The organism is Pseudomonas sp. HOU2 (assembly GCF_040729435.1).
Classification (GTDB): Bacteria; Pseudomonadota; Gammaproteobacteria; order Pseudomonadales; family Pseudomonadaceae; genus Aquipseudomonas.
The window spans coordinates 3836086-3854226 of sequence record NZ_CP160398.1; the positions used below are offsets into that span (position 1 = coordinate 3836086).

Sequence of the window (18141 nt, forward strand, 5' to 3'; positions counted from 1 at the left end):
ATTCTGCTGGGATCAGACCGGTTAGTCGAGTTTGGCCGGCGGCGGCTCTTGCAGCGGCTTTTGCTCGCCACTGATCGGCACGGTGGTTTTGCTCTCGTCCTCGATCGGCACCAATTTGTATTCCTGGCCATGAAGGTTTTTCAGGTACACCTCCATCTGCCGGAACGAGATGTTGATGTGCTGCTTCTTGAACTCGCGGTTGATGAAGCGGTTCACTTCGTCGATCACCGGGTTACGGTCGCCAAGGTCACGCACGTGCATGCGCAGTTCGTGGTCGAGGGTGCTTTCGCCGAAGTTGAGGAAGTACACGTGCGGCTCGGGCTCTTTGAGCACGCGCGGGTTTTCCCGGGCAGCCTTGAGCAGCAGTTCCTTGACCAGATCGAGGTCGGAGCCGTAGTCCACGCCGAGTTTCAGGGTGACCCGGGTGATGGTGTCGGTCAGCGACCAGTTGATCAGTTGCCCGGTGATGAACGTCTTGTTCGGGACAATGATGTCCTTGCGGTCGAAGTCGGTGATGGTCGTGGCGCGGATGCGGATCTTGCTCACCGTGCCCGACAGGTTGCCGATGGTGATGGTGTCGCCGATCCGCACCGGGCGTTCGAACAGGATCATGATGCCGGAGATGAAGTTGGCGAAGATCTCCTGCATACCGAAACCGAGGCCCACCGACAGCGCCGCCACCAGCCACTGCAGCTTGTCCCAGCTGACGCCGAGGGTCGACAGGGCCGAGACGAAACCGACGCCGGCGATCACGTACGACAGCAGCGTGGTGGTCGCGTAGGCGCTGCCCTGGGCCAGATTGAGTTTCGACAGCACGAACACTTCCAGCAGACCCGGCAGGTTGCGCGCCAGGGCGAACGTGATGCCGATGATGATCAGCGCGCCGAGCATGTCGCCGATGCTGATCGGCACCATGCTCATGTTGGCGCCGGTGCCGCTGGTGTATTCGTAAAGGGTAATGTTGTCGAGGTACGAGAACACCGAAATCAGGTCAGCCCAGACCCAGTACAGCGCGGCGATGAAGCCGCCGAGCAGGGCCAGACGGATCAGGCGCAGGGACTGTTCGTTGACCTTTTCGATATCCAGCGTCGGCTCTTCGATCACCGCTTCGCCGTCGCCGGCCTCTTTGGCCGCCTGACGCTTGGCCAGGGCGCGCTGGTAGGCCAGACGCCGTGCGGCGACCGCCAAGCCACGGACGAAGGTGGCTTCGATCACCAGCCAGAACATCAGCAGGTACAGGGTGTTGATCAACCGGTCGCTGAGTTTCAGCGCGGTGTAGTAGTAGCCGAAGCACACCGCGACGAACAGGGCGATCGGCAGCAGGGTGAACATCACGCCGACGGCCTTGCGGAACAGCGAGGTGTTTTCGTGCGCCGGGCTGCTGATCAGCAGACGGCTGAGCAGCCACGCCATCAGGGCGTAGCAGGTCAATACCACCGGCATGCCGAGCACGTCGTCAGCCAGCGCCGCCGGTTGCAGCTCGGCGACGGCCACCACGGTCACCAGCGCCATCACCACCAGCCCGAGGCGACGGATCCAGCCCTGCAGGAACTCGACCTGCGGCTTGTCCCAGCGGAAATGCAACTCGGCCACGCCGCCCGGCGAGAGAATCCGGTAGGCGGTGTAGAACACCAGCCACGCCTGACCCATTTGCAGCAACGCCGCGCCCATGTTGGCGTTCTGCCCGCGGGCATCGATCTGCAGGGCCAGACCGCACAGGCCCAGACCCAGCGCCACCGGCATCGCCAGCAGAATGTTGATCAGGATCGCCTGCGGCGTGTGCCACTGGCTGTCACGCTTGAAGTGCCCGATGTCCTGGTGAACCTTGTTCAACCGCGCGTACAGCGCCTTGCGCCGCCACAGCAGAGCGCCGATCAGCAGGGCCAGTGGCAGGAACAGCAACGGGCGCTGGGTCAGGCCATCGGTCAGCTCGCTCAGGCTCGAGGCCAGCGGCAGGGTGTCGATCTGGCGCTTGAGGCGCTCCGGCACGCTGCGAATCCATTCAGCGTCCAGTGGCTTGTTGCTGGGAATCCAGAACATCTGCTCGTCGAGGGTCGCGCGCAGGCTTTGCGCAGTGCTCAGCAGTTGCTTCTGGTTGAGCTGCAGGGTGATCGACTCGTTGAGCACCGCACTCAGTTCGCGATTCAGACGCTCCAGCAGGTCGGCGCGGGTGTTGGCCAGATCCAGCAGGCTTTTGCGCAGTTGCGGGGTGACTTGCTCCGGCGGTTGAGTGGAAAGCAGGTTGTCGACGTAGGTCGCCGGGTTGCTCAGCAGTTCGCGTTGCTGGCTGACTTCGAACTGATACAGACGAATATCGGCGATCTGGTCCGCCAGATCGCGGTCGACCTTGAGTCGCGGCAAAGCCTGCTTCTGCTTATAGAGAATCTTCGACAGCAGCAGGCTGCCCTTGAGCACGTTGATCTGCTCGTCGAGGGCGGAGTCGCTCTGGGTCAGGCTGTCGAGTTGCTGTTTGGTCTGCAGGTTCTGCTGGGTGACTTCGTTGAGGCGGTCGGTGCTCTTGAGCAGGTAGTCGGAAAGCTTGAGGTTGGCGGCGCTCTCAGTGGCGAGCAGGCTGCTGCCGCCGGCCTTTTGCGCTTCGATCGATTGCTGGGTGACGGTTTCCTGCGACTGCGCCAGACGCTTCTGGTTGATCAGCGTCTGCAGTTCCTGGATCTCGCGGTCGAGGCGGTCGGCTTTCTCCGAGAGCAGGTCATGCTGGCTGTTGCCCAGATCCTGCAACTGGCTGTTGCCGGCCAGTTCCTGACGGCGCAGCGGGATCAACGCGTTCAGCGCGGCGAGTTCCGCATTCAGCTGGTCGCGCTGTTCGGCACTGACAGTCTTGCCGCTGTCCTTGCCGGACTTGAGGATGTTATTGATCTGCTGGATGCGCGTCTGGCTGGCGGAGATTTCCGCCTGCGCACGCTCGGGGCGGGTCTGCGCGGTGATGATCAGGCTGTTGGCATCGGCCAGGGCTTTTTGCAGATCGCTTTGCTGGGTCGAGCGATCCGTGAGGATCTGCTCCAGCTGCTGGATCGACTCTTTGCTGAAGCGCTGCGCCACCGGCACTACCGCCGTGGCCTTGAGGCGTGCCAGTTCGCGGGTGTTCTCAATGGTCTGCCGAGGGGCAGAGGCCAGTTGCTGCTTGAGGTCGATCAGTTTCTGGTCGTAATCACGCCGGCTGTTGAGCTGATTGAGCGTGTTTTGCAGGACCGTTTGCAGGCTCTTTTTATCGGCATCCGGCAGTTTGCTGTCGGCCAATTTGTCCAGGCTGGCCTGCACGGCTTCGCTGGATGGCGGTTCGGCGGCGTACAGCGGGCCGACGGAAAGACTCAGGCCCAGCAGGGCCGCAAAAAAGAAGGAGCGCAGGGTAGGCATAGAGACCGGTCAAGCAAGTGAGAGTGGACGCAGTTTAGAGGAAGAGCCCGGGGCCCGGGCGACTTCCTTCGGGGAATCTGACGCCCACTTTGCCGATCTTGTTCCCGTCCATGACCGCAACCGTCCAGTGGGTGTTGTTCCATTCCACCTGGTCACCCACGATCGGTGCGCCACCGACTTTGTGCGCAATGAACTCGCCCAGGGTCATGTCCGGATCGATGCCCTCGGCCGGCAACCCGTAAAGCGCTGCAACCGCTTTAAGCTGGGCGTTTCCTTCGAGCACGAAGTCGCCGAAGAAGCGCAGATCCAGACCGCGTTGCGGCGCCTGGCTGAACAGTTTTCCGAGCGCCGGCAAGTTGTGTTCATGGCCGATAACACACAGTAAATCATCGACTTCCAGCACCGTACTACCCGACGGATGGAGCAGTTGCTGACCACGAAACAGCGCGGCGATACGGGTGCCTTCGGGCATTTTCAGCTCGCGCAGGGGCGAACCGATGCACCATTTCTCCGCGCCGAGCTTGTAGACGAACAGCTCCCACTCACTGGTGATGTGCACTTCCAGCGCCGAACGGGAGATCGGCGCAGGCTCCGGCGGCACCGTCACCTTGAGCAGTTTGGCGACCCACGGCAGGCTTGTGCCCTGCACCAGCAGCGACACCAGCACGATGAAGAACGCGAGGTTGAAGTACAGCTGCGCATTCGGCAGCCCGGCCATCAACGGAAACACTGCGAGAATGATCGGTACCGCGCCGCGCAGGCCGACCCAGGAAATAAAGGCTTTCTCGCGGCCGTGGAACGCCTTGAACGGCAGCAGGCCGACCAGCACCGACAGCGGCCGGGCGAACAGAATCATCCATAACGCCAGACCGAGAGCGGGCAGGGCAATCGGCAGCAAATCATGCGGGGTGACCAGCAGTCCCAGCACGAGGAACATGCCGATCTGCGCCAGCCACGCCATGCCGTCGAGCATGTGCAGAATGCCGTGACGGCTGCGCACCGGGCGGTTGCCGATCACCAGACCGCACAGGTACACCGCGAGGAAGCCGCTGCCGTGCAGGGCGTTGGTCAAAGCGAACACCACCAGGCCGCCGGCGATCACCAGAATCGGGTACAGGCCGGTGGCGAGGTTGATCCGGTTGACCAGTTGCAGCATCAGCCAGCCGCCACCCAGACCGATCACGCCGCCGATGCCGAACTCGCGGATCAGGTGAGTCAGCAGGCTCCAGTGCAGGCCGGTCTGGCCGCTGGCGAGCATGTCGATCAGGGTTACGGTGAGGAACACCGCCATCGGGTCGTTACTGCCGGATTCGATTTCCAGGCTGGCGGTCACCCGTTCGTTGAGGCCCTTGCCGCCGAGCAGCGAGAACACCGCGGCGGCGTCCGTGGAACCGACAATCGCGCCGATCAGCAGGCCCTGAATCAGGTTCAGGTCGAACAGCCAGGCGGCGGCCATGCCGGTCAGCCCCGTGGTGATCAGCACCCCGACCGTCGCCAGCGACAGTGCCGGCCACAGGGCCACGCGGAAACTCGAAACGCGAGTGCGCAAGCCACCGTCGAGGAGGATCACCGCCAGTGCGAGGTTGCCGACCAGATAGGCCGTCGGGTAGTTATCGAAAATGATCCCGCCGCCATCGACCCCGGCGGTCATGCCGACCGCGAGAATGATCACCAGAATGGGGATGCCGAGACGGGAGGAAAGTGAGCTGACAAGAATGCTCGCACCTACCAGCAACGCGCCGATCAAGAACAGGCTGTTGATGGTCGTCGCATTCAAAGGCAGTACTCCAGAAGCGTAAAGACGGGCACAAACTGACCATGCAGTCTGCGTGCCAGCGATTCTAACCTGTTGAAATGTGATGCTGTCAAAAAGCTTTTTACCGCGTGATCACACAGAAGGTGCGGCATGTGATGACTGTGGCGAAGGAGCTTGCTCCCGCTGGGGTGCGCAGCGCCCCAAAAAATCAGGCGCTACGGTTTTTTCAGAGCAGACGCGATGGCTGGATTGCGACTGCTGCGCAGCCGAGCGGGACGGTGCGACGACTCGACAAGCTCCCTCGCCACAGAAAGTTCATTTACTTCAAGGTATATGTCGTTACAGGCTGAAGCGCCCGACCATATTGTTCAGATCCAGTGCCAGGCGCGACAGCTCGTTGCTCGCCGCACTGGTCTGATTCGCGCCGGTGGCCGATTGCACCGACAGGTCGCGGATGTTCACCAGGTTGCGATCCACTTCGCGGGCCACTTGCGCCTGCTCTTCGGCGGCGCTGGCGATCACCAGGTTGCGCTCGTTGATTTCGACAATCGCGGTGTTGATGGTGTCCAGCGACATCCCGGCGCCACGGGCGATGTTCAGGGTCGATTCGGCGCGCTCGGTGCTGTTGCGCATCGAATCCACGGCGTGTTCGGTGCCGCTCTGGATGCTGCCGATCATCCGTTCGATTTCGCTGGTCGACTGCTGGGTACGATGCGCCAGGGCACGAACCTCATCGGCCACCACGGCAAAACCACGGCCGGCTTCACCGGCACGCGCCGCTTCAATCGCTGCGTTCAGGGCCAGCAGGTTGGTCTGATCGGCCAGGCCACGAATCACGTCCAGCACCTTGCCGATGTCGCGGGATTCATTCGCCAGATCACCGATCAGGCTCGCCGTGCTCTGCACATCGGCGCTCATGCGTTCGATGGCGCTGACGGTTTCCTGCACCAGATCGCGGCCATCGCCCGCCGAGGTGGTGGCGTTCTTCGAGGCTTCCGAAGTGCTGACCGCGTTGCGGGCGACTTCTTCCACGGCGCTGGTCATTTCATTGACGGCGGTGGCGGCCTGTTCGATTTCGTTGTTCTGCTGGGTCAGGCCACGGGCGCTTTCGTCGGTGACGCTGTTCAGTTCTTCCGCCGCAGACGCAAGCTGGGTGGCCGAGCCGGAGATGCGCTGCAAGGTGTCGCGCAGCTTCGATTGCATCTTGGCCATGGCCGCCAGCAGACGCCCGGCTTCGTCGCTGCCGTCGACGTGGATCGGCTGGGTCAGGTTGCCTTCGGCAATGGTTTCCGCCGCGTCCAGTGCTTTGGAGATCGGCTTGGTGATGCTGATGGTCAGCAGCCAGGCGAACAGGAAGGTCAGGCCGGTGGCGATCAGCAGAAGCGTCACGACCAGATTGAAGGACATCGAGTACTGGTTGGCTGCACCTTGATTCGTCTCGGCGATTTGCTGGGTGTTGATTTCAAGCAGGCGCGCCAGGGCGGTGTTCACCGCTTCCGAGTTACTCAGCAGGTCCGAGTTGAGCATCTGCCGCAGCTCATCGATCTGATTGTTGCGCGACAGGGTTTTCATCCGCTCTTCGAGTTGACGGTACTGAGCCAGGAGCTGCACGTACTGGTCGTAGGCCGCGCGCTCCTGCGGGCCATCGATCAATGGCTCATAGGCACGCTGAGCGTCGGCGATCTGCCGGTTGCGCAACTCGAACAGCTCGATGGTTTTCTGCTGCACGTCCGGTTCGCGGTTGATCAGCAACCGATACGACAGCACCCGTAGGCGCAGCGTCAGTTGAGTGAATTCATCAACGGCCTTGACCGATGGCACGCTGGCAGTGGCGATGTCTTCGCCAGCTGCACGGATTTTGCTCATCTGGTTCAGGGCGAACACACCGAGAATCAGCATCAGGCCGCCGATCAGGGCGAAACCGGTGAACGCCCGGGGGGCGATATTCATATTGCGAAGGGACATGGCGCGGATACCAGAAAGGGCCGCATCCATGCGGGCTGAGACGGCTGAATGGATGACTTATCGGTCATACGACTAAAGTCTTGAGGCGCTGTGCGTATTTGTCGCATGGGGCCCGGGGCGACGAAGTGCAGGAACCAGATCGGCAGATCACAGTCTTTTAAACTCGCGAGAACGGTCGGCCGCCAGGAAAATCAAGGCCTTGCGCCGGTATAACCCTGGCATCCGCAGTGACTTTTCTTTATCGTACGCGCCCTTTGAAAAACGCTTGGAAGATCAAAATGTTGGAAGCATCCCTCAGCCAATTGGAACAGCTCGTCAGCGACCTGGTGCAACAGAACCAGACCCTTGCGCAAACCAACCAGACCCTGTCCACGGAACTGGCCCAGGCCAAGGATGAAAACGAAAGCCTGCAACTGAGCCTGATGGAACAGGAAGAGAAGCACGGCGCCACCGCAGCGCGCATCCAGGCTCTGGTTGATCGCGTCAACGCAGGTCCTGTCAGCGCATGAACCATGGCACCGCAGGGGTAAAAGTCATCTCCATTCTCGGGGAGGACTATTCGATCAAGGCACCGGCCGGGGAAGAACAGACCCTGCTGGACGCCGCACTGATGCTCAAGGCCGCACTGGCCGACACCAAACGCAAATACCCGACGCTGATCGGTGACCGCTTGCTGGTGCTGGCTGCGATGAACCTGTGCTCGCAGCAGATCGAAATGAAGAAGCAGCATCAGGAAGAACTCGACCGTTACCAAGAGCAAGTCAGCGCCACGGTCGACACCATCGCCAAGACCATCAATCAGGGCTGATGGGGTTGCGCACAACCAAAGAATAGATTGTCGATCAGGTTGTATACAATCGGCACGGCTGTTGCATTGTTTCGGCCACTTATTCTTTGGGGGTGCTCCATGCAGTTGTGGCGACGCAGTATTCAATGGCAGCTGATTCTCAGCATGGGCACCGCCCTGCTGGTCAGCATCCTGATCGTGGTTGGCATTTATACCCTGGTGGTCAACCGCCTCGCCCAGAGCTATCTGGTCGAACAAGCGCTGCCGTCGAGCATCGAAGCGACGCGCAACGACATCGAACGCATCCTCGTCCAGCCGCTGACCGCCGCCAAAGACATCGCCAGCAACAGCATGGTGCGCGACTGGCTGGCCTCGGGTGAAGACAGCAGCAAAACAGCGGCCTTCGCGCAGTATCTGGAAGGCATCCGCGCCGAACATAAAGCTTTCACCGCGCTGATCATCGGCACCGAATCCAATCACTACATCACCGAAAAAGGCCTCGACCGCACCCTCAGTCGGGCCAAACCGGCGGATGCCTGGTTCTATTCCTTCCTCGACAGCCATCAGCCGCGCACCCTGAATATCGACAACGATGGCGCCACCGGAGAATTGGCGCTGTTCATCGACTTGAAGGTCGAACAGGCCGGCAAAGTGGTCGGCGTGGCCGGGCTGGGCCTGAGCATGAACGAGCTGTCGGAGCTGATCCACAATTTCAGCTTTGGCGAGCGCGGCAAGGTCTATCTCGTGCGTTCCGACGGTTTGATCCAGGTCCATCCCGAGGCGCAGTTCAGTGGCAAGCGCACCCTCACGGAGCAGATCGGTGCGTCAGCGGCGCAAGCGGTCATGGGTCAAAAAGTTGCCACCAGCAGTTCCTTCCAGCGCGATGGCGAAGACTTCCTCGCCTTCAGCCTGCCGCTGCGCGATCTGGGCTGGACGCTGGTGGCCGAAGTGCCGCAGTCGCAAATCTACGCCGAAGCCCGCAAGGCGATGTGGATGAGCGGTGGCATCGGTCTGGCGGTGGCGCTTGTCTGCCTGGCGCTGGTGGTGTGGCTGGCCCAGGGGCTGGTGCGCCCGATTCGTCAGGTAACAGCCGCGCTGGTAGCAATCGGTAGCGGCGGTGGAGATTTGACCCATCGGTTAGATTCCAGCCGCGCCGATGAACTGGGCGATCTGGCCCGGGGATTCAACCGTTTCCTCGACAGCCAGCGCGGGCTGATTGGCGAAGTGCTGACCACCAGCGAGCGTCTGCGCACAGCAGTCGGCCAAGTGGCGAAAGTGGTGGAAAACACCGCCGAACGCTCCGGGCGCCAGCAGGAAATGACCGACATGGTCGCCACGGCGGTGCATGAGATGGGCCTGACCGTGCAGGAAATTGCGCAGAACGCCGGCAACGCCGCGCTGGCTTCGCAAACCGCGCGGGATGAAGCGCTGCAGGCACGGGAAGTGGTCGGCGGCTCGATCCGTCATATAGAAAGCATGTCCGATGAGATTGGCGTGGCGGCCGGCGCGGTCGGTGAGCTGGCGCATCAGGTGGCGTCGATCGATTCGGTGCTGGCGGTGATTCGCGGGGTATCCGAGCAGACCAACTTGCTGGCGCTCAACGCGGCGATTGAAGCGGCGCGCGCCGGAGATATGGGGCGCGGGTTTGCCGTGGTGGCGGATGAAGTGCGCACTTTGGCGCGCAGGACTCAGGCGTCTACCGATGAAATCCAGCAAATGATCGGCAGCCTCAAACAAGGCGCCGAGAATGCCGTGTCATCGATGCGCACCGGGCAGGCGGCGACCGGCACCGGGGTTGAATCGAGCCAGCGTACCGGCGCCTCCCTGACCGCGATCACCGGGCAGGTCGAACGCATCAGTGACATGAACCATCAGGTTGCGACCGCGACGGAAGAACAGTCGGCGGTGACTGAAGAGATCAACCGCAACGTGCAGGGGATTTCCGATCTGGCCCGGGCCACGGCGGGGGAGGTTCGCGCCTGTCGTGAGGATTGTCAGATGTTGCAGCGGTTGGCGGATGATCTGGCAAGGCAGATGGGTGGGTTCAAGCTGAGCTAAAGGATCAAGATCAAAAGATCGCAGCCTTCGGCAGCTCCTACATGGGAATGCGTTCCCTGTAGGAGCTGCCGAAGGCTGCGATCTTTTGCTTTTAGAACCACCCATCCCGCATCGCCAGGCACGTATCATCCCGCGCCTCCAGCAACGCCAATTCATGATGACAACCCGGCACTTCCCACGTCAGGAAGTACCGCGCTGCCTGCAACTTGCCCTTATAGAAGTCAGCATCCACCGCATTGCCTTTGGCCAAGCCTTCCTCAGCCCGAATCGCCTGCTCCAGCCAGCGCCAGCCAATCACCGTGTGCCCGAACACTTTCAGGTACAGCGCCGAATTCGCCAGGCTGCTGTTGACCTTGCCCTGCGCCAGATCGGTCAGCAAACCAATGGTCACCGTTTGCAGGCGCGCCACCAGTTGCTCCAGTGGCTCACGCAATGCCGTTAACGATTCGTACGCGGTCGCGCGCTCGGCGGTGTTGGCGATCAGACGGATCAATTGCTTGAGACCCGCGCCGCCGTTCTGCGCCAGTTTGCGCCCAAGCAAGTCCAGCGACTGGATACCGTGGGTGCCTTCGTGGATCGGGTTCAAACGGTTGTCGCGGTAATACTGCTCCACCGGATACTCACGGGTGTAACCGTGACCGCCGAGAATCTGGATCGCCAGTTCGTTGGCCTTCAGGCAGAACTCCGACGGCCAGGATTTGACGATCGGCGTCAGCAAGTCCAGCAGCTCATGGGCCTGTTTGCGCTCGGCTTCGGTTTCCAGCGTGGTGGTGTCATCGAACAGCCGCGCCGCGTACAAACCGAGATCGAAGGCACCCTCGACGTAGGACTTTTGCGTCAGCAGCATGCGTCTGACATCGGCGTGCTGAATGATCGCTACCGGCGCCGTGCTCGGATCCTTGCTGTCCGGCACTCGGCCTTGCGGGCGTTCGCGGGCATATTCCAGCGAGTACAGGTAGCCGGCGTAACCGAGCATCACCGCGCCCATGCCGACGCCGATCCGCGCCTCATTCATCATCTGGAACATATAGCTCAAGCCATGGTGCGGCTTGCCCACCAGATAGCCGACACACTCGCCGTTATCGCCGAAGTTCAGTGCCGTGGAGGTGGTGCCGCGCCAGCCCATCTTGTGGAACAAACCGGCCAGCAGCACATCGTTGCGCTGGCCGAGGCTGCCGTCAGCGTTGACCAGAAACTTCGGCACGATGAACAGCGAAATTCCCTTCACCCCCGGCGGAGCGTCCGGCAGCTTGGCCAGAACCATGTGCACGATGTTTTCCGACAGCGGGTGATCGCCGCCGGAAATGAAGATCTTGTTGCCCTTGAGGCGATAAGTGCCGTCGGGCGCCGGCTCGGCGCGGGTACGGATATCCGACAGCGAGGAGCCGGCGTGGGGTTCGGTGAGGGCCATGGTGCCGAAGAAGCGGCCGTCGATCATCGGTTGCAGGAAGCGCTGTTTCTGCTCGGCGCTGCCAAAACTTTCGATCAGGTTGGCCGCGCCCATGGTCAGGAACGGGTAGGACGTGGTCGCCGCGTTCGCCGCTTGAAAGTGCGCGAAGCACGCTTGCGACAGCAACGTCGGCAGTTGCATGCCGCCGGCTTCGAAGCTGCGCGCGGCATTGAGGAAGCCGGCCTCGAGGAATGCGTCCACCGCCGGTTTCACTTCCGGGATCAGAACCGCCTGACTATTTTCGTAGCGCGGCTCGTTCTCGTCGCCCTTGCGGTTGTGCGGCGCGAAGTATTTCTCGGCAATGCTGCGCGCAGTGCCAATGGCCGCGTCGAAAGTCTCGCGGTTGTGTTCGGCAAAGCGCTCACGCCGGGTCAGGCCCTCGGCATCGAGGACTTCGTACAGCTCGAAAGCCAGATTACGGGAACTGAGCAACGTCTCGGACATGGCGGCCTACCTGAAATTTGGGGTTGGGCCGAGTCTAGGCTGCCTGATAAAGGCTGAATACGATGATTGATGACGGTGATGTTGGGGCCCATCAAGAACTTTGCAAACACCAAAACCACTGTGGGAGCTGGCTTGCCAGCGATGGCGGCAGATCAGTTAGCATTAATGCTGGCTGACACATCGCTATCGCTGGCAAGCCAGCTCCCACAGGGTCTGGCGTACCGGGCAGCCATTGCGGCTGCCCGGGTATCGGTATTAACCGATAGTCATCAGGCTGGCATTACCACCCGCCGCCGCCGTGTTGACGCTCAACGCCCGCTCGATCACCAGACGCTCCAGCGCAATGTTGGTCTCGCCCTGGGACAGGCCCTGAACCCCGACAATCGCACCGGCACGCTTGGCAATCTGCTGGCACACGCCACGCAACTGGTCGGAATGGCCGTGATGCAGCACCGCATCAAACACCACTTCATCCTTGTGCCAGTCGGCAACCCGTTTGATCCGCGCCTGAACGTCCTTCGGCAGGCGTGCGAACAATGCCTTGCTGATGTCGGACTCCGGCCATACCGCCGAACCACCGACCGCCAATACCGCCGCCAGTTGGGTCAGCAGATCGCCTTCTACTTCCGCCAGGCACAGCACGTGTTCACGCGGCAGGATCGCGTAGCTGTTCTTCTCGCCGGTCGGGCCGGCCAGCACACGGGTGATGCCGCTTTGCGACTGGGCGGCGTACTGCACGCACAGGGCGCTCAGTTCGGCGTACTGGTTGCTCTCGGCCCAGGCCTTGAAAGCGTTCAGCGGTTTGCTCATGGCCTCACGCAGACGCACGTCCGGGGCGACGAGCGCATCACCGCGAGCGAAGGATTGTTCGATGGCGTCAGTAGGACGCGTCGACAGCAAACGGTACAGGTACAGCGGACCACCGGCCTTCGGACCAGTACCCGACAGGCCTTCGCCGCCGAATGGCTGCACGCCGACCACGGCACCGACGATGTTGCGGTTGACGTAGACGTTACCGGCGTTGACGTTGTCGATCACCTTGGCGATGGTCTCGTCGATACGGGTGTGCACGCCGAGGGTCAGGCCATAACCGGACGCATTGATCTGGCCGATCAACTGGTCGATGTCCTTGCGCTTGTAGCGCACCACGTGCAACACCGGGCCGAAGATCTCGCGTTGCAGCTCGTCGAAGCTTTCCAGCTCGATCAGGGTCGGCATGACGAAGGTGCCGCGTTTGACTTCTTCGCTGTCAGCGATAGCCACCTGATAGACGCTGCGACCTTTATCGCGCATGCCCTGGATGTGCTTGTCGATGCCGGCCTTGGCTTCGGCGTCGATCACCGGGCCAATGTCCACGGACAGGCGCTCAGGGTTGCCGAGGCGGCTTTCAGCCATCGCGCCTTTGAGCATTTCGATGACACGGTCTGCGGAATCTTCCTGCAGGCACAGTACGCGCAGGGCCGAGCAACGCTGACCGGCGCTGTCGAAGGCCGAGGACACCACGTCGATTACCACTTGTTCGGTCAGCGCCGAAGAATCGACGATCATCGCGTTCTGCCCGCCGGTTTCGGCGATCAGCGGAATCGGACGGCCCTGGCTGTCGAGACGGCCAGCGATGTTGCGTTGCAGCAGGCGCGCGACTTCGGTGGAACCGGTGAACATCACGCCTTTGACGCGCTCATCACCGACCAGACCGGCACCGACGGTTTCACCGCGACCCGGCAGCAGTTGCAGCACGCCTTCGGGAATCCCGGCTTCCAGCAGCAAGCGCACGGCTTGCGCGGCGACTAGCGGAGTCTGCTCAGCCGGTTTGGCCAGTACCGGGTTACCGGCGGCCAGTGCGGCAGCGACCTGACCACTGAAGATGGCCAGCGGGAAGTTCCACGGGCTGATGCACACCACCGGGCCCAGTGGGCGGTGGGCGTCATTGCTGAAATCATTGCGCGCCTGCACCGCGTAGTAACGCAGGAAATCGACCGCTTCACGCACTTCGGCGATGGCGTTGGCGAAGGTCTTGCCGGCTTCACGGGCCAGCAGGCCCATCAGCGGCTGGATCTCGCCTTCCATCAGGTCGGCGGCACGCTCCAGAATCGCCGCGCGCTCGGCTGGCGGGGTGGCCTGCCAGATTGGCGCAGCATTGAGTGCGCACTGGATCGCGTTGTCGACGTCTTCGACGGTAGCTTCCTGCACATGGCCGACCACGTCGCGGTGATCCGCCGGGTTCAGCACTGGCGCCGGGGCTTCGTTGCTGGAATCGCAACCGAGCATCGGCGCGGCTTTCCAGTTGTTGTGCGCAGTGGCGAGCAGGGCGCAGGACAGCGAGGCCAGACGATGTTCGTTGGCCATGTCGATACCGGCGGAGTTGGCGCGCTCGGCGCCGTACAGGTCACGCGGCAGCGGAATGCGTGGGTGCGGCAGGCCGAAACCACCTTCTACGGTCGCCATCTGCTCGATCTGCGCCACCGGATCGGCCACCAGCTCCTGAATCGAAATCGACTGGTCGGCGATGCGGTTGACGAACGAGGTGTTCGCGCCGTTTTCCAGCAGACGACGTACCAGGTACGCCAGCAGGGTTTCGTGGGTGCCGACCGGTGCGTACACGCGGCACGGACGGTTCAGCTTGCCTTCGGAAACTTTACCTACAACCTGCTCGTAGAGCGGTTCGCCCATGCCGTGCAGGCACTGGAATTCGTACTGGCCCGGGTAATAGTTCTGACCGGCAATGTGATAAATCGCCGACAGGGTGTGGGCGTTGTGCGTGGCGAATTGCGGGTAGATGACTTCCGGCACCGACAGCAGTTTGCGCGCGCAGGCGATGTAGGAAACGTCGGTGTACACCTTGCGGGTGTAGACCGGATAGCCCTCCAGGCCTTCGACCTGGGCGCGTTTGATTTCGCTGTCCCAGTATGCACCTTTCACCAGACGGATCATCAGGCGATGACGGCTGCGGCGGGCCAGATCGATCACGTAGTCGATCACGTACGGGCAGCGCTTCTGGTAAGCCTGAATCACGAAGCCGATGCCGTTCCAGCCGGTCAGTTGCGGTTCGAAGCACAGGCGCTCGAGCAGGTCCAGCGACAGCTCCAGACGGTCGGCTTCTTCGGCGTCGATGTTCAGGCCGATGTCGTATTGCTTGGCCAGCAGGGTCAGCGACAGCAGACGCGGGTACAGCTCGTCCATCACGCGCTCGTACTGCGCACGGCTGTAACGCGGGTGCAGGGCCGAGAGCTTGATGGAAATGCCCGGGCCTTCATAAATCCCACGGCCGTGGGAGGCTTTGCCGATCGAGTGGATGGCTTGTTCGTACGACGCCAGGTACTTCTGCGCGTCGTGTTCGGTGAGTGCCGCTTCACCGAGCATGTCGTAGGAATAGCGGAAGCCCTTGGCTTCGAACTTGCTCGCGTTGGCCAGTGCTTCGGCGATGGTTTCGCCGGTGACGAACTGCTCGCCCATCAGACGCATGGCCATGTCGACGCCCTTGCGGATCATCGGCTCGCCGCTCTTGCCGATGATTCGGCTCAGCGACGAAGTCAGGCCGGCTTCGTTGTGGGTCGACACCAGTTTGCCTGTCAGCAGCAGACCCCAAGTGGCGGCGTTGACGAACAGCGACGGGCTGTTGCCCAGGTGTGGCTGCCAGTTGCCGGTGCTGATCTTGTCGCGGATCAGTGCATCGCGAGTGCCTTTGTCCGGGATACGCAGCAGTGCTTCGGCCAGGCACATCAGTGCCACGCCTTCCTGGGACGACAGCGAAAATTCCTGCAGGAGACCCTGAACAATGCCTGCACGACCGCCGGCACTTTTCTGGTTACGCAGTTTTTCCGCGATGGTCGCAGCGAGTTTGTTGGTGGCGTCGGCCATCGGTGACGGCAGGCGCGCCTGCTCGATCAGCATTGGCACCACTTCCGGCTCAGGGCGACGGTAGGCAGCGGTGATCGAGGCGCGCAGTACCGATTGCGGCAGGATGCTTTCAGCGAATTCAAGGAAGCACTGGTGGGCGTGATCGGTATGGACTTCACCGGCATCGTCGGTGTCTTTGGCGGTCAAGCCGTTCAGCTCGGTCAGGGTTGCACCACCCTCGAGTTTTTCCAGGTAATTGAAAATTGCCTGCTTGATCAGCCAGTGCGGTGTGCGATCAATCGAGGTCGCGGCAGCCTTCAGGCGCTCGCGGGTCGGGTCATCGAGTTTGACCCCAAGGGTGGTGGTAGCCATATTTTTATCCTCATGGTTGCCACAGTTGCGTGGCATCAGCTGGCGGCAAGATTAGCCGTGCGCCGGAAGAGGTGCAACCGGGTGCAACCCTTTTTTTGTCGGAAAAATAAACGCTTCGTCAGGAATTATTTTCTGGTACTGAAGTGCCGCTCCTGCTTGGTGCTTTTACTTCTAGCAGAGCAACGCAACTGCGCTAAAAGGGAGCAAAAACGGCGTATTTATCGGTATATCCGACTAGGTGCAACTTAATCGCCAGAAACTGGTTGCACCTTTTTTACTTTGTTGCATAGCATTCGCGCCCAAGGTGCAACCGGGAATAACCGGTGCATCGGCTGGTGGCTTTCCTGGGGAAACATCAGTCCTAAATGCGCGGGATCCCGTTTCGTCTGCCAAACGTCGTCGTTTGTGGACGATCAATCACCGCTGCAACATAAAAACAAAGCCAGGGCGTAACTTAATGAGCGTAAGCAATCCAACACTGATCACGTTCGTGATCTACATCGCAGCAATGGTGCTGATCGGCTTCATGGCCTATCGCTCCACCAACAACCTTTCCGACTACATTCTTGGCGGCCGCAGCCTCGGCAGCGTCGTCACGGCTCTGTCTGCCGGTGCTTCCGACATGAGTGGCTGGTTGTTGATGGGCCTGCCGGGTGCCATCTACATGTCCGGTCTGTCCGAAAGCTGGATCGCCATCGGCCTGATCGTCGGCGCCTACCTGAACTGGCTGTTCGTCGCCGGCCGTCTGCGCGTGCAGACCGAGCACAACGGTGATGCGCTGACCCTGCCGGACTATTTCTCCAGCCGTTTCGAAGACAAGAGCGGCCTGCTGCGCATCATCTCGGCGGTGGTGATTCTGGTGTTCTTCACCATTTACTGCGCTTCCGGCATCGTGGCCGGCGCCCGTCTGTTCGAAAGCACCTTCGGCATGTCCTACGAGACGGCGCTGTGGGCCGGTGCTGCGGCGACGATTGCCTACACCTTCGTCGGCGGTTTCCTCGCGGTGAGCTGGACTGACACCGTACAAGCCACGCTGATGATCTTCGCCCTGCTGCTGACGCCGATCATCGTGCTACTGGCCACCGGTGGCGTCGATACCACGTTCCTGGCCATCGAAGCTCAGGACCCGAGCAACTTCGACATGCTCAAGGGCACCACCTTCATCGGCATCATCTCGCTGATGGGCTGGGGTCTGGGTTACTTCGGTCAACCGCACATCCTTGCGCGCTTCATGGCTGCTGACTCGGTGAAGTCGATTGCCAACGCCCGTCGCATCTCCATGACCTGGATGATCCTGTGCCTGGGCGGCACCGTCGCCGTGGGCTTCTTCGGTATCGCCTACTTCTCGGCGCACCCGGAAGTGGCCGGTCCGGTGACCGAGAACCACGAGCGGGTATTCATCGAGCTGGCGAAAATCCTCTTCAACCCATGGGTGGCCGGTGTCCTGCTGTCGGCGATTCTCGCCGCTGTGATGAGCACCCTGAGCTGCCAGTTGCTGGTGTGCTCGAGCGCCCTGACCGAAGACTTCTACAAAACCTTCCTGCGCAAATCCGCTTCCCAGGTGGAACTGGTGTGGGTCGGTCGCGCGATGGTATTGCTGGTGGCGCTGATCGCTATCGCCATGGCCGCCAACCCGGAAAACCGCGTACTGGGCCTGGTGTCCTACGCCTGGGCCGGTTTCGGTGCCGCGTTCGGCCCAGTGGTGCTGATCTCGGTGATCTGGAAAGACATGACCCGCAACGGCGCACTGGCCGGCATCCTGGTCGGCGCGATCACCGTGGTGGTGTGGAAGCATTTCGAGGTGATGGGTCTGTACGAAATCATCCCGGGCTTCATCTTCGCCAGCCTGGCGATCTACATCGTCAGCAAAATGGGCGAGCCAACCAAAGGCATGGTGCAGCGCTTCGAAGCGGCGGAAAAAGATTTCCACCTGAACAAGTGATGCACTGAGCTGCGGCTCACAGAAAAACGGCCCGTTTCCTACAAGGAGGCGGGCCGTTTTTTATGTCTGTGATTTCTCAAGAACATGGAGAACCCTGTGGGAGCTGGCTTGCCAGCGATGGCGGTGTGTCAGTGAGCGAATAAGTTGAATGTGCC

The 18141-nt window shown here is 61.4% G+C and carries 9 protein-coding genes; 4 read left to right on the plus strand and 5 right to left on the minus strand.

Annotated elements, in window-relative coordinates; translation table 11 throughout:
* Window positions 1-21 precede the first annotated feature (21 nt).
* From mscK to ABV589_RS17405, 3 genes are all read right to left on the minus strand, one after another.
* Entirely contained in the window at window positions 22-3375 is a 3354-nt protein-coding gene (gene mscK, locus ABV589_RS17395) for a mechanosensitive channel MscK (RefSeq protein ID WP_367082725.1), read from the minus strand.
* 34 nt (window positions 3376-3409) lie between these two features.
* A complete protein-coding gene (locus ABV589_RS17400; protein ID WP_367082727.1) occupies window positions 3410-5152 on the minus strand; it encodes a potassium/proton antiporter in 1743 nt (580 codons plus the stop codon).
* A 318-nt stretch (window positions 5153-5470) separates the two neighbouring features.
* Window positions 5471-7096, minus strand: coding sequence for a methyl-accepting chemotaxis protein (locus tag ABV589_RS17405; RefSeq protein ID WP_367082729.1), 1626 nt, complete (start codon window positions 7094-7096; stop codon window positions 5471-5473).
* Between the two features lie 278 nt (window positions 7097-7374).
* Here ABV589_RS17405 and ABV589_RS17410 point away from each other — a divergent pair, with 278 nt between their 5' ends.
* The 3 genes from ABV589_RS17410 to ABV589_RS17420 all read left to right on the plus strand — a co-directional run bounded on the left by ABV589_RS17410 (window position 7375) and on the right by ABV589_RS17420 (window position 9941).
* Window positions 7375-7605 carry a hypothetical protein gene (locus ABV589_RS17410; protein WP_007967306.1) on the plus strand — a complete coding sequence of 77 codons (231 nt, stop codon included), beginning with the start codon at window positions 7375-7377 and terminating at the stop codon, window positions 7603-7605.
* A complete protein-coding gene (locus ABV589_RS17415) occupies window positions 7602-7904 on the plus strand; it encodes a cell division protein ZapA (protein ID WP_095138056.1) in 303 nt (100 codons plus the stop codon). Before ABV589_RS17410 ends, ABV589_RS17415 begins: the two co-directional genes overlap by 4 nt.
* 99 nt (window positions 7905-8003) lie before the next feature.
* Entirely contained in the window at window positions 8004-9941 is a 1938-nt protein-coding gene (locus tag ABV589_RS17420) for a methyl-accepting chemotaxis protein (RefSeq protein ID WP_367082731.1), read from the plus strand.
* 91 nt (window positions 9942-10032) lie between these two features.
* Here the strand turns inward: ABV589_RS17420 and ABV589_RS17425 are convergent, their stop codons facing one another.
* The gene (locus ABV589_RS17425; protein WP_367082733.1) at window positions 10033-11835 is read right to left on the minus strand and encodes an acyl-CoA dehydrogenase; all 1803 of its coding nucleotides are present in this window, start codon (window positions 11833-11835) and stop codon (window positions 10033-10035) included.
* 255 nt (window positions 11836-12090) lie between these two features.
* A complete protein-coding gene (gene putA / locus ABV589_RS17430) occupies window positions 12091-16044 on the minus strand; it encodes a trifunctional transcriptional regulator/proline dehydrogenase/L-glutamate gamma-semialdehyde dehydrogenase (protein ID WP_367082734.1) in 3954 nt (1317 codons plus the stop codon).
* Between the two features lie 457 nt (window positions 16045-16501).
* Here putA and putP point away from each other — a divergent pair, with 457 nt between their 5' ends.
* Complete coding sequence (gene putP, locus ABV589_RS17435) at window positions 16502-17986, plus strand: sodium/proline symporter PutP (protein ID WP_086794202.1); 1485 nt, start codon at window positions 16502-16504, stop codon at window positions 17984-17986.
* The last annotated feature ends 155 nt before the right edge of the window (window positions 17987-18141 follow it).